Consider the following 14,007-nt stretch of genomic DNA (forward strand, 5'->3'; position numbering starts at 1 on the left):
AGAGGCACTCTGCGTGAGTGGCCGACAGTCGAGGGGCATAGCGTGACGAACAAACCTGATCGATCGGGACCCTGCATCCTTGCGGGAGTCGCGCTCGCGGCCATGCTCGCGTGTACGACACCCTCGGCTTCGGCCCACGAAGCGAACAAGCGCGTTGCCGATGCAAACGCGCTTGCCACGACCGACACCGCATCACGTCCGGCGCCGCAAACGACGCGGCGCGCGGTCGCGCGCGCGGAGAAAGGTCCGTATTACGTCGATTTCCGCGCCCGCACGGCCGCGAGCTGGGGCCACGCCTTCGTCTGGTACGGCAAGACCAGCGAGCGCGCCGTCGAGGTGGCAGGGCTCACGCCCGCCGGCGACACTTGGGCCTATGTGCTCGGTCACCTCACCTGGGTGCCGGCGGAGACCGGCGCGAGTTACGGCGATCTCGACCCGGATTACCTGACCGCGAACTACCGCGTCTATTTGAACGAAGCCGACGCCAAGCGCGTGTTTGCCTATATCAAGAAATTGCAAGCGAACTCGCCGGTCTGGAACGCCGAGACCACCAATTGCACCGGGTTCATCGGCGACATCGCCGAGTACATGGGATTGAACGTCCCCAACCGCTGGCAGCGCCCGGAAAACTTCGTCAACAGCCTCAAGGAAATGAACGGCGGCCGCCAGATGGTGCGGCTGTCGACGGAATAGAGCCTGCCAGGACGTACCACGCGACGCCGTCATTGCGAGTGCAGCGAAGCAATCCAGAGTCCCTCCCCGGGTAAAGTCTGGATTGCTTCGCTGCGCTCGCAATGACGATGCCGAAGCAATTGGCGCACGATGGATCGGCGGAGTGCCCGTCGGGCAAAACACCCGCGCAAATTTCCCACCCCGCCTGTCAATCCCCGCCCGCAAAAATATTCCGCTTTACCGAAATTCGGATTTGTCGTACGTACGCGATACCCTGACCCGGAACAAGGGGCGGATCGCGATCGTCACGAACCGCGGGTTGGGCAGCGATGGACGCGACGGCGTCGGGCGCGGCGAGCCTTGCAGGGCGGGAAACCGTGAGCACAGGCTTTCGTGCCTACGACACGGCGCCGACAGCGTCTTCGCATGGCTTCGGGTGCGAGCACACGCCAGCTCCCGAAGGCCCAGCGAGGACGTGCGCGGACGGTCAAGTCGTGTGGTCCTGACGCCCGGGGTCTGTGCGTCAAGTCCTGTGGTGATGCGTGCTGCCCGACCGGGCGCGCGCATCAGCGATCTGCGGGGCGACGGGGGCAATAGTGCATCGCTCCCCGGGGAGAGCACGAAGTACACCGTAAACCATCGCGCAGGGAAGGCCGGGCGATTGGCTGACCTGTGGTCCACCCCGTGTGCATTCCTTTGGCGCACGGACTTGCGGGTGCCAGCCGGCGCCCGGCCTTCCCTGCGCCCTTGTTACCGCGAGGGTGATGCGACCAGGCAAAGCTCGGGCGGATACGCCGCGAGGATGCGAAGGCGTGTCTTGCGACGGAAATGCAAGTTGATGGTCTCCGAAAGCTCCTCATCCTCCGTCAATTGCGAGCGCAGCGAAGCAATCCAGAATCCCTCCACGGGGACAGCCGGGATTGCTTCGCTGCGCTCGCAATGACGATGTTGAAGCAGCGGCGCACAAGACCCTCGCGCCACCGGTGCTACCCACCTCAATTATCCGCCCTGCGGAATCCCCCCGCTCCCCGCATGATCGACCCGCCTCCACGGCACGCTCTCCCAATAGACTTTTCCCGACCCGGGCGGCATCCTGCCGCCATCAAACGATAACAGAACGCCACACGGGCGGAGGAAACAGATCATGCTGCAGACACGGTTCACCAAGCTCGTCGGTGTCGAGCACCCGATCGTCCAGGGCGGCATGCAATGGGTCGGGCGCGCCGAGCTGGTCGCTGCCGTCGCCAATGCCGGCGCGCTCGGTTTCATCACGGCGTTGACCCAGCCGACGCCGGAGGACCTCAGGAAGGAGATCGCCCGCTGCCGCGATCTCACCGACAAGCCGTTTGGCGTCAACCTCACCATCCTGCCCGCGATCAAGCCGCCGCTTTATGCCGAATACCGCGCCGCCATCATCGAGAGCGGTATCAAGGTGGTCGAAACCGCCGGCAACAAGCCGCAGGAACATGTCGACGAGTTCAGGAAGCACGGCGTCAAGGTCGTGCACAAATGCACCAGCGTCCGTCACGGGCTCTCCGCCGAGCGCATGGGCGTCGACGCCATCTCGATCGACGGGTTCGAATGCGCAGGCCACCCCGGTGAGGACGACACCCCCGGCCTGATTTTGATCCCGGCCGCCGCCAACAAGATCAAGATCCCGATGATCGCCTCCGGCGGCTTTGCCGACGCCCGCGGCCTGGTCGCCGCACTGGCGCTGGGCGCCGAAGGCATCAACATGGGCACCCGCTTCATGGCGACCAAAGAGAGCCCCATTCATCAGCTCATCAAGGAGAAGATCGTCGCCAATGACGAGCGCGAGACCGAGCTGATCTTCCGCACCATGCGCAACACCTCCCGCGTCGCCAGGAACGAGATCTCGACCAAGGTTGTCGCGATGGAGAAGGAAGGCGCCAAGTTCGAGGACATCCGCGAGCTCGTCGCGGGCGCCCGCGGCAAGATGGTCTACGCGACCGGCAACTCGGACGAAGGCATCTGGTCGGCGGGCCAGGTCCAGGGTCTGATCCAGGACATCCCGACCTGCGCCGAGCTGATCTCCCGCATCGTGCGCGAAGCGGAGGCCATCATCCGCAGCCGGCTCGAAGGCATGATCGTTCATCCGACAGCGCAGGCTGCGGAATAATCACTGCAAGAAGCGAGAGCAATACATGAAGGCTTATGTCTACGGCCCTGGTGGCGCTACGATTTCCGACGTCGTTCAACCAAAGCCTGAAGGCACGCAGGTGCTGGTCCGGGTCCGCGCCTGTGGCCTCAATCGCGCCGATACCGGCATGCGCAAGGGCCACGCTCATGGCGCGGCCGGCGGCGCCGGCACCGTGCTCGGCATGGAATGGGCCGGCGAGGTCGCCGCGCTCGGACCGGATGCCAAGGGCGTCAAGGTCGGTGACCGCATCATGGGCTCGGGCGGCGCGGCGTTTGCCGAATACACGCTGGCCGATCACGGCCGGCTGTTCCGCGCGCCCTCGAACATGAACTTCGAGGAAGCCGCCACCCTGCCCGTCGCGCTGGCGACCATGCACAACGCCGTCGTCACCATCGGCGGCGTGCAGCCCGGGCAGGCCGTGCTGATCCAGGGCGCAAGCTCCGGCGTCGGCCTGATGGCGATGCAGATTGCGAAGCTGAAGGGCGCCAGGCTCGTGATCGGCTCCTCGACCGATGCCACTCGTCGCGACCGGCTGAAGGAGTATGGCGCCGACCTCGCGGTCGATTCCTCCGACCCCACATGGGTCGACGAGGTGCTGAAGGCGACGAACGGCGAAGGTGTCGACCTCATCGTGGACCAGGTCTCGGGCCAAGTCGCCAATCAGAACCTTGCAGCGACCAGGGTCAAGGGTCGCATCGTCAATGTCGGCCGGCTCGGCGGCACCCACGCCGATTTCAACTTCGACCTGCATGCAGCGCGCCGCATCAGCTACATCGGCGTCACCTTTCGCACCCGCACCATCGCGGAAGTCCGTGAGATCTTCGACGAGGTCAAGAAGGACATCTGGGGCGCGGTCGAGTCGCGCAAGCTCCAGCTGCCGATCGACAAGGTGTTTGCCTTCGACGACATCGACAAGGCGTTCGAGCACATGGAGGCGAACAAGCACCTGGGGAAGATTGTGGTGACGCTCTAGTGACCGCGGGCAGCGGCGAGAGGCCATATGGCGCGCTCTCTCAGCTCGTCGTGGCCGGGCTTGTCCCGGCCATCCACGTCTTTCCCGCGATTTAGAAAGATCGTGGATGCCCGGGACAAGCCCGGGCATGACGGAGGTGGAGGCGCCCGCTCCTGCAACTCACTAGCGTGTACGCCTGTGGATCGTCGCTTGATGTTCACCCCTGGGCTGCTAAATCCCCGCCATGACAGGCCAACACAACAAAACCTCAGTCGCAGCGATCTCGATCTTCGCCAGCGGCGGCATGGCGGCGGCCAAGTTCGCGGTCGGCATCGCGATCGGCTCGCTGGCGCTGATTTCTGAGGCGCTGCATTCCTCGATCGACCTGGTCGCGACCATCATCACCTGGGCGGTGGTGCGGGTGTCCGACAAGCCGGCGGACGAGGAGCATCATTACGGCCACGGCAAGCTCGAAAGCGTCTCGGCGCTGGGCGTCACCGCCCTGCTCTATGTGCTCGCCGGCGGCATCCTGGTCGAAGCCTACAGCCGGCTGCGCGAGGGAACCGCGCCGCCGACCATTTCGGCCGTGCCGTTCGTGGTGCTGGTGATCGACATCGTCGTCAATCTCTGGCGCGCCCGTGCCCTGCACCGTGCCGCGCGGGAGACCAGGAGCCAGGCGCTCGCCGCGGATGCGCTGCATTTCGCCTCCGACGTGATGGGCTCGTTCGCCGTGATCGTGGGCCTGATCCTCGCCGGCCTCGGCTTCTGGTGGGGCGACGCGGCTGCCGCCGCCGCGGTGGCCGTGATGATCGCCCTGCTCGGCCTGCGCATGGCCGGCTCGACCGTGCAGACGCTGGTCGACCGCGCCCCGGAAGGCGCGCATGAGACGGCCACGGCTGCGATCCGCAGCGTGCCGGGCGTGATCGACGTCGAGCGGCTCCGCGTGCGCATGGTCGGTGCAACCACGTTTATCGACACGATCGCAAAGGTGCCGCGGACTTATCCCATCGACCGGGTCGAGGACATCAAGCGCAACGCGCAAGCAGCCGTCGAGAAGGCCTTCGGCGATACCGACCTCACCTTCACCGCAGTCCCCGTGGCGCGCGACAACGAGACCGTGCGCGACCGCATCATGGTCATCGCCCACAATTCGGGCCTCGCCATCCACCACGTCACCGTGCACGACCTCGGCGCCAAGCTGATCGTCAGCATCGACCTCGAGGTCGACGCCGGGATGCAGCTCGACGCCGCCCATGACGTCGCCAATACGCTGGAACGCAACATCCAGGAAGAGTTCGGCGCGGACGTCGAAGTCGACGTCCACATCGAACCGCTGGAACCGGAACTGCCGTTCGGGGTCGACGCCGAACCGGAACGGGTGCGGGCCATCGCCGCCGCTCTGACGGAATATACCGCCGGCGGCGAGATCCACGACATCCACAATGTCCGCGTCCGCAACACCGATGCCGGCGAGATCGTCAACTTCCACTGCCGCGCCGAGCCGTCGATGAGCGTGATCAGGGTGCACGAGCATGTCGACGCGATCGAGCGCGCGTTGCGGCGCGCGTTCCCGAGCGTGAAGCGCGTCATCAGTCACGCCGAACCGCCGCGCGCGTGACGGAGAATGTGCGAGGAGTCACATGTTCTCGTTTCGGACTCGCCGCGCACGTAAGTTTGCGGACGCGCATCACGCAAACTGCGCGTTGGATAAGAATAAATTCGCGTTAACGATTCGTTGACTCTCGACAGCTCGCGAAATCTGGATTCAAATCGACCATGATTCGGAAGCGATGTGGGGCTGCTTCCGAAGTCCAGTTGCAAGCAGGTTTCCAGGGGGCTTTAGGCATGTCGCGTGCAGACGCCGCGAACGCGTGCGTCCAATCCGATTCGATCAAAGGATTGGCGCAATCGATCGCGAAACCTGCCTATCATCGGCTCCTGATCGCGGAGCCTGCACTGCGCCGTGCCGTGCCGACGCTCATCATCGCGTTCCTGATCACGATCTGCCTCGGCGCGTTCGTGCAGGTCGTCGACCAGACGCGCCAGAAGCGACTGGTGATCCGCCACGACATCTCGGCGCTCGCCGACCTGCTCGCCGAGCGTATCGACCGCCTCACCTCTGCGCGACAGGAGCGGCTGAAAAATATCGAGAGCCTGCCGGCGCTGCTGCCCGATCTCATTCCATCCTGGGGCACCGCCTCGGGCCGCCACGTCATCGTCACCTCGGCCGGACTCGACCGTCGTATCCTCGCCCGTATCCCGGTCGACAGCGATCCCTCGGGCAACGACCGCCTGCTCGACGCAATCACGACGGCGCAACTGCTGGCGGCGCCGCCGCGCGACGGCAACATCTCCGACATGACGCTGCCGAACGGCAATGCCGCGATGGCGACCTCGCGGCAGATCAAGTCGCTGCCCGGCTTCGTGACCGTGATCCAGGAACGCAACGAGCCGATCTGGGGCTCGGACGCCGCGCTGTCGGTGACGCTGTCGGCCACCACCGGCTTCGTGGTCCTGATCCTCGGCTTCGCCTTCCACTGGCAGTCCACCCGTGCCCGCGAGGGCGACCTGATCAACGACGCCGTGCGCGGCCGGATCGACACCGCGCTCAACCGCGGCCGCTGCGGACTGTGGGACTGGGACCTGTCACGCGGCCGCATCTTCTGGTCGCAGTCGATGTTTTCCATGCTCGGCCTCGACGGCCGCAACGAACTCCTCACCTTCGGCGAGGTCAACGCGCTGGTGAAGTCCGACGACATCGACCTGTTCGAGATCGCCGACCAGCTCATCTCCGAGAAGATCGACCACATCGACCAGACCTTCCGCATGCAGCATGTCGACGGCCACTGGATCTGGCTCCGCGTCCGCTGCGAAAAAACCAGCGGCGCCACCGACTCCAGCGTTCACCTGATCGGGATCGCCGTCGACATCACCGAGCAGAAGAGCCTCGCCGAGCGGACCGTGGAAGCCGATCTGCGCCTGCGCGACGCGATCGAGACCATTCCCGAAGCCTTCGTGCTGTGGGATGCGAGCGACCGCCTGGTGCTCTGCAATTCGCACTTCCAGCGGCTGCACAAGCTGCCCGACAGCGCCGTCATCCCAGGCACCTCCTACGAGACCGTGCTCGAGGTCGGCCGCATGCCCGAGGTCCGCACCCGGCACAACGAGACCGCGAGCCAGGGTCCCGGCGCGCGCACCTTCGAGGCGCAGCTTGACGACGGCAGCTGGCTGCACATCAGCGAGCGCCGCACCAAGGACGGCGGCTACGTCTCGGTCGGCACCGACATCACCCGCATCAAGGAGCACGAGCAGAAGCTGGTCGACAACGATCTGCGCCTGCGCGCCACCGTCATCGACCTCAAGCGCTCGCAGGCAGCCCTGGAACGCCAGGCCGGCGAACTCGCCGATCTCGCCGAGAAATACCAGCGTGAGAAGACCCGCGCCGAGGAAGCCAACCAGACCAAGTCGAAATTCCTCGCCAATATGAGCCACGAGTTGCGCACGCCGCTGAACGCGATCATCGGCTTCTCCGAGATCATGGGCTCGGGCATGTTCGGCGAGCTCGGCTCGGAGAAGTACCAGGAATACTGCCACGACATCCTGACCAGCGGGCATTATCTGCTCGAAGTCATCAACGACATCCTCGACATGTCCAAGATCGAAGCCGGCCGCATGAAGCTCGACATGGAAGAGCTCGACCTGGCGCAGACGCTGGCGGAATCCCTGCGAGTCGTCACTGGCCGCGCGCAGGACAAGCACCTGACGCTCGACGCCGACATCGCAAAGTCCATCTCGGTCGTCGCCGACCGCCGCGCCACCAAGCAGATCATCGTCAATTTGCTCTCCAACGCCGTGAAGTTCACGCCCGACGGCGGACGCATCGTGGTGCGCAGCCGACAGCTCGACGACAGGATCGTGCTGATGATCGCCGACACCGGCATCGGCATCGCGCCGCATTCACTGGCGCGGCTCGGCCGCCCGTTCGAGCAGGTCGAGAGCCAGCTCACCAAGACCTATCACGGCTCGGGACTGGGGCTGGCGATTGCTCGCTCGCTGGCGCAGCTCCATGGCGGCTCGATGCGGCTGCGCTCCAAACTCGAGGTCGGCACGGTCGTGCGCGTCACCCTGCCCCGCGACGCGATCAAGTCGGCGTCCGGAATATCGGCCGCGGCCTGATTGCTACGATTGCAGCGACGGCGCGACTTCCCGCGCGACGTTGACCAGCGCCGCAATCAGCGGCGTCATCGGATCACGCTGCGGGATCACCATGCCGATGCTGTAATTGACATCGGGATCGGTGATCGGGATCGAGCGCACCGTATCGGAAAGGCCGAGCGTCTCGGCGAGCTTGGCCGGCATCACGCTGGCCCAGCGCCCCGTCTTCACATGCGTGAACAGCACCAGCAGCGAATTCGAGGTCAAGGTCGGCGTCGCCTCGGCGCCGACCGAACGTAACGCGCGGTCGATGATGCGGCGGTTCTGCATGTCGGGCGTCAGCAGGCATAGCGGCACCTGCCCGACCTCCTTCCACGTCACCGTCTCGCGATCGCCGAACATTCCATCCGGCGCGGTGAGCAGACGATAGCTCTCGCTGTAGAGCGGGATGGTGCGCACCTTGCCGATCGGCTCGTTCTCGATATAGGTCAGCCCCGCATCCACCTCGAGATTCTCGAGCAACCCCAGCACCTCCGATGAGGTGGTGGACTGGATGCGGAAACGCACCTCGGGATGCCTGGCACGGAACGGCGTCGTCAGCGCGGCGACCATGCCCAGCACGGTAGGGATTGCGGCGATACGGATCTCGCCGGAGAGCTGATGCTTCAGCCCGTTGATCTCATCACGCATCGCGCGGGCATCGCCGACGATCCGCCGCGCCCAATCCAGCGCCCGCTCGCCTTCCGGCGTAAAACCCTGGAAACGGGAGCCGCGCTGGACCAGCATCACGCCGAGGATCTCCTCGAGCTGCTTCAGCCCGGTCGACATCGTCGGTTGCGTCACGCCGCACATTTCGGCAGCCCGGCCGAAATGCCGTTCCTTCGCCAGCGCCAGCAGCAGTTCAAGCTTGTCGAGCAACCGTTCGTCCCCCGGATCGTGTGGCGGCATGCAAGCTAGCATGCCCTCCCCCTCCCAACACGTAAAAACCGCCCCGCGGACGGCTTCAATTGCAATTTCAAATCGAATGATTGCCATGGCAGATCGATCGGAATCCGCAATCGCAGCATGAGACAGCTTTATTGATCTTCGAATGATTCCAAATAGTTTGCCCTGAGCAGACGCTCCGGTTGAGAACGAAGAATGACAGCGGTTTTTGAGCCTTGGGACGAAACGCGCGGCGCCGAGATCATTGCCGAACACAGCGAGCAGGAAGGCGCGACGCTGGTGATCCTGCACTCGCTCCAGGAGGCGTTCGGCTACGTGCCAGCGGCAGCCATTCCCATGGTGGCGCAGGCGCTCAATCTGTCCCGCGCCGAAGTGCACGGCGTGTTCACATTCTACCATGATTTCCGCCACAGGCCGGCCGGCCGCCATGTGCTGAAGCTCTGCCGCGCGGAGGCCTGTCAGGCGGCGGGCGGTGACGCGCTGGCTGCGCGTGCGGAGGCGAAGCTTGGCGTCTCGCTCGGCCACACCACGGCCGATGACCGCGTCACGCTGGAGCCGATCTACTGCCTCGGACTGTGCGCAACCGCGCCGTCCGCGATGCTCGACGGCCGGCTGATCGGCCGACTCGATGAAAAGCGCATCGATGCTCTCGTTGCGGAGGCGCAGCGATGAGCATCCGTCTATATGTCTCTCGCGATGCGGGTGCGCTTGCGGTCGGCGCGGACGAGGTCGCGCTGGCGCTGGAGCAGACTGCAGCCAAGCGTGGCATTGCCGTCGAGATCGTCAGGACCGGCTCGCGCGGCCTGTACTGGCTCGAGCCGCTGGTCGAGGTCGCGACGCCGCAGGGCCGGATCGCGTTCGGCCCTGTGACCGAGACCGATGTGCCCTCCCTGCTCGACGCGCTCGCGAGCAACACGCCGCATCTGCTGCGGCTCGGAGCCACCGACGAGATTCCCTGGCTCAAACGCCAGACCCGCCTGACCTTCGCGCGCTGCGGCGTGATCGACCCGCGCTCGCTCGACGACTACCGCGCCCATGGCGGCTACAAGGGCCTGGAGCGCGCGCTGTCGCTCGGCTCGGAAGCGATCCTCAATGAAGTGACCGCGTCCGGCCTGCGCGGTCGCGGCGGCGCGGGCTTCCCGACCGGCATCAAGTGGAAGACTGTCGCGCAGGCGAAAGCGGATCGCAAGTTCATCGTCTGCAACGCCGACGAAGGCGACAGCGGCACCTTCGCCGACCGCATGATCATGGAAGGCGATCCCTTTCTCGTCATTGAGGGGATGACGACCGCCGGACTCACGGTCGGCGCGACCAAGGGTTACATCTACATCCGCAGCGAGTATCCGCACGCGGTCGAGGCGATGAATGCGGCCATCCAGGCTGCGAAGCGCGACGGCTATCTCGGCGCGAACATCGGTGGCTCCACGCACAGCTTCGATCTCGAAGTGCGGGTCGGCGCCGGGGCTTACGTTTGCGGCGAAGAGACCTCGCTGCTGGAAAGCCTCGAAGGCCGCCGTGGCCTCGTGCGCGCAAAGCCGCCACTGCCCGCGCATCGCGGCCTGTTCGGCAAGCCCACCGTCATCAACAACGTGCTGTCGTTCGCCGCCATCCCCTTCATCCTGGCCGAGGGCGCCAAGGCCTATGCCGATTTCGGTATGGGCCGCTCGCGCGGCACGATGCCGATCCAGCTCGCCGGCAACATTCGCCACGGCGGGCTGTTCGAGACGGCGTTCGGCGTGACGCTCGGCGAGCTCGTCGACGACATCGGCGGCGGCACGTTCACGGGCCGTCCGGTCCGCGCGGTGCAGGTCGGTGGTCCCTTGGGCGCCTACTTCCCGCGCGCGCTGTTCGACACACCGTTCGACTACGAGGCCTTCGCCGCGCGCGACGGCCTGATCGGCCATGGCCGTATCGTCGTGTTCGACGATCGTGTCGACATGCGCAAGCAGGCGCGTTTCGCCATGGAATTCTGCGCCATCGAATCCTGCGGCAAGTGCACGCCATGCCGGATCGGTTCGACCCGCGGCGTCGAGACGATCGAGAAGATCATCAACGGCGAGCGCGTGAGCGAGAACCTCGCACTCGTCGAAGATCTCTGCAACACCATGAGATTCGGCTCGCTCTGCGCGTTCGGCGGCTTCACGCCCTACCCCGTGCTCAGCGCATTGAAGCACTTCCGGGAGGATTTCGTCCCGGCCCCGACCACGCTTCAGGCCGCGGAATAGGAGAACGACAATGTCTCTGATCGAAGAAATCGACTTCGGTACACCGCGCTCGAAATCGGAAACAATGGTCACGCTAACAATCGACGGCAACCAGGTCACGGTGCCCGAGGGCACCTCGATCATGCGAGCGGCGATGGACGCTGGCCATCAGATCCCGAAACTCTGCGCGACCGACATGGTTGATGCGTTCGGCTCGTGTCGCCTTTGCGTCGTCGAGATCGAGGGCCGCGCCGGAACGCCGGCCTCCTGTACCACGCCTGTCATGTCCGGCCTGATCGTGCACACCCAGAGCGAGCGGCTCAAGAAGCTGCGCAAGGGCGTGATGGAGCTCTACATCTCCGACCATCCGCTCGACTGCCTCACCTGCGGTGCCAACGGTGATTGCGAGTTGCAGGACATGGCGGGCGCCGTAGGCCTGCGCGACGTGCGTTACGGCTATGAGGGCGAGAACCACGTCTTCGCCAAGACACCCGGCAAGTCCAATGGCGAGATCAACGCCGCCTGGATGCCGAAGGACGAGTCCAACCCGTACTTCACCTACGATCCCTCCAAGTGCATCGTCTGCTCGCGCTGCGTCCGCGCCTGCGAGGAGGTGCAAGGCACCTTCGCGCTGACGATCTCCGGCCGCGGCTTCGATAGCCGCGTCTCGCCCGGCATGAGCGAGAGCTTCCTCGGCTCCGAATGCGTCTCCTGCGGCGCCTGCGTGCAGGCCTGCCCGACCGCGACGCTGACCGAGAAATCCGTGATCGAGATCGGCCAGCCCGAACACTCGGTCGTCACCACCTGCGCCTATTGCGGCGTCGGCTGCGCCTTCAAGGCCGAGATGCGCGGCGAGGAAGTCGTCCGCATGGTGCCGTACAAGGACGGCAAGGCCAATCGCGGCCATTCCTGCGTCAAGGGCCGCTTCGCCTGGGGGTACACCAACCACAAGGAGCGCATCCTCCACCCGATGATCCGCGAGCGGATCGAGGATCCCTGGCGCGAAGTGTCATGGGACGAGGCATTCTCGTTTGCCGCCGACAGGATGCGCGGCATCCAGAAGAAATACGGCCGCGACGCCATCGGTGGCATCACCTCGTCCCGCTGCACCAATGAAGAGACCTATCTGGTGCAGAAGCTGATCCGGGCCGGATTCGGCAACAACAATGTCGACACCTGCGCCCGCGTCTGCCACTCTCCCACCGGCTATGGCCTCTCGACCACGTTCGGTACCTCTGCCGGCACGCAGGATTTCGACTCGGTCGAGGACACCGACGTCGTCGTCGTCATCGGTGCCAACCCCGCTTCGGCCCATCCGGTGTTCGCCTCCCGCCTGAAGAAGCGGCTGCGCCAGGGCGCCAAGCTGATCGTGATCGATCCGCGCCGTACCGAGATGGTGGAATCGCCGCATGTGAAGGCGCTGCACCTGCCGCTGATGCCCGGCACCAACGTTGCGGTGATGACGGCACTGGCGCATGTGATCGTCACCGAAGGTCTCGTCGACGAAGCCTTCGTGCGCGAACGCTGCGACTGGAGCGAGTTCGAGGAATGGGCGGCGTTCGTCGCCCAGCCGAACAACAGCCCGGAAGCCACCGCCATCCTCACCGGCGTCGATCCGAACGATCTGCGCCAAGCAGCGCGCGTCTACGCCACCGGCGGCAACGGCGCGATCTATTACGGTCTCGGCGTCACCGAGCACAGCCAGGGCTCGACCACCGTGATTGCGATCGCGAACCTCGCGATGGCCACAGGCAATATTGGTCGCCCCGGCGTCGGCGTGAACCCGCTGCGCGGCCAGAACAACGTGCAGGGCTCCTGCGACATGGGCTCGTTCCCGCACGAGCTCCCCGGCTATCGCCACATCTCGGGCGATGCCGTGCGTGACCAGTTCGAGGCGCTGTGGAACGTCAAGCTCAACCCCGAGCCCGGCCTGCGCATTCCCAACATGTTCGACGCCGCGGTCGAAGGCACGTTCATGGGGATCTACGTGCAGGGCGAAGACATCCTGCAATCCGATCCCAACACCAAGCATGTGGTGGCGGCACTGTCGGCGATGGAATGCGTCATCGTCCACGACCTCTTCCTGAACGAGACCGCGAACTACGCCCATGTGTTCCTGCCGGGCTCCAGCTTCCTCGAGAAGGACGGCACCTTTACCAACGCCGAGCGCCGCATCCAGCGCGTCCGCAAGGTGATGACGCCGAAGAACGGCCTCGCCGACTGGGAGGTCACCATCGGCCTTGCCAAGGCCATGGGCTTCGAGATGACCTACAGCCATCCTTCCGAGATCATGGACGAGATCGCGGCGCTGACCCCGACCTTCGCCGGCGTCTCCTATGCCAAGCTCGACGAGCTCGGCTCGGTGCAGTGGCCCTGCAACGAAAAGGCGCCCGAGGGCACGCCGGTGATGCATATCGACGGCTTCGTCCGTGGCAAGGGCAAGTTCGTCGTCACCGAATATGTCGCGACCGACGAACGCACCGGCCCGCGCTATCCGCTGCTGCTCACCACGGGCCGCATTCTCAGCCAGTACAATGTCGGCGCGCAGACCCGGCGCACCGAAAACGTGGTCTGGCATGCCGAGGATCGGCTGGAGATCCATCCGCACGATGCCGAACAGCGTGGCGTGCGCGACGGGGACTGGGTGCGGCTGAAGAGCCGCGCCGGCGAGACCACGCTGCGTGCGGAGATCACCGATCGCGTCGCGCCGGGCGTCGTCTACACCACGTTCCACCATCCGGACACGCAGGCCAACGTCATCACGACCGACTATTCGGACTGGGCGACCAACTGCCCCGAATACAAGGTCACGGCGGTGCAGATTTCGCCGTCGAACGGCCCGTCTGACTGGCAGAAGGCCTACGACGCGCAGGCGCGGCATTCCCGCCGCATCGCGCCGGCCGAGGCCGCGGAGTAGC

The 14,007-nt window shown here is 65.3% G+C and carries 9 protein-coding genes; 8 read left to right on the plus strand and 1 reads right to left on the minus strand.

The genetic code is table 11. The features are described 5' to 3' along the window. The first annotated feature begins 42 nt into the window (after window positions 1–42). From AC0L27_RS00975 to AC0L27_RS00995, 5 genes are all read left to right on the plus strand, one after another. Window positions 43–693 carry a hypothetical protein gene (locus AC0L27_RS00975; protein WP_473317847.1) on the plus strand — a complete coding sequence of 217 codons (651 nt, stop codon included), beginning with the start codon at window positions 43–45 and terminating at the stop codon, window positions 691–693. A 1,123-nt stretch (window positions 694–1,816) separates the two neighbouring features. Further along, complete coding sequence (locus AC0L27_RS00980; protein ID WP_354206737.1) at window positions 1,817–2,812, plus strand: NAD(P)H-dependent flavin oxidoreductase; 996 nt, start codon at window positions 1,817–1,819, stop codon at window positions 2,810–2,812. Between the two features lie 25 nt (window positions 2,813–2,837). Next, window positions 2,838–3,806, plus strand: coding sequence for a zinc-binding dehydrogenase (locus tag AC0L27_RS00985; RefSeq protein WP_354206739.1), 969 nt, complete (start codon window positions 2,838–2,840; stop codon window positions 3,804–3,806). Window positions 3,807–4,029: 223 nt separating this feature from the next. Next, entirely contained in the window at window positions 4,030–5,403 is a 1,374-nt protein-coding gene (locus AC0L27_RS00990) for a cation-efflux pump (protein WP_354206741.1), read from the plus strand. A 227-nt stretch (window positions 5,404–5,630) separates the two neighbouring features. Continuing rightward, window positions 5,631–7,961: a PAS domain-containing sensor histidine kinase gene (locus AC0L27_RS00995; protein ID WP_027569134.1), complete on the plus strand. Its 2,331-nt coding sequence runs from the start codon at window positions 5,631–5,633 to the stop codon at window positions 7,959–7,961. Between the two features lie 3 nt (window positions 7,962–7,964). Here AC0L27_RS00995 and AC0L27_RS01000 read toward each other — a convergent pair whose 3' ends face one another. Further along, window positions 7,965–8,858: a LysR family transcriptional regulator gene (locus tag AC0L27_RS01000; RefSeq protein ID WP_275167726.1), complete on the minus strand. Its 894-nt coding sequence runs from the start codon at window positions 8,856–8,858 to the stop codon at window positions 7,965–7,967. A 222-nt stretch (window positions 8,859–9,080) separates the two neighbouring features. On the opposite strand from AC0L27_RS01000, the gene AC0L27_RS01005 reads away from it, so the two are divergent. From AC0L27_RS01005 to fdhF, 3 genes are read left to right on the plus strand one after another with little or no spacing between them, the layout of a single operon-like run. Next, complete coding sequence (locus AC0L27_RS01005) at window positions 9,081–9,557, plus strand: formate dehydrogenase subunit gamma (protein WP_354206744.1); 477 nt, start codon at window positions 9,081–9,083, stop codon at window positions 9,555–9,557. Continuing rightward, window positions 9,554–11,110 carry a formate dehydrogenase beta subunit gene (locus AC0L27_RS01010; RefSeq protein ID WP_473317848.1) on the plus strand — a complete coding sequence of 519 codons (1,557 nt, stop codon included), beginning with the start codon at window positions 9,554–9,556 and terminating at the stop codon, window positions 11,108–11,110. The genes AC0L27_RS01005 and AC0L27_RS01010 overlap by 4 nt, the downstream gene beginning before the upstream one ends. A gap of 10 nt (window positions 11,111–11,120) precedes the next feature. Next, window positions 11,121–14,006: a formate dehydrogenase subunit alpha gene (fdhF, locus tag AC0L27_RS01015; protein WP_354206748.1), complete on the plus strand. Its 2,886-nt coding sequence runs from the start codon at window positions 11,121–11,123 to the stop codon at window positions 14,004–14,006. Window position 14,007: the final 1 nt, after the last annotated feature.

The organism is Bradyrhizobium sp. Ken51, assembly GCF_055807435.1.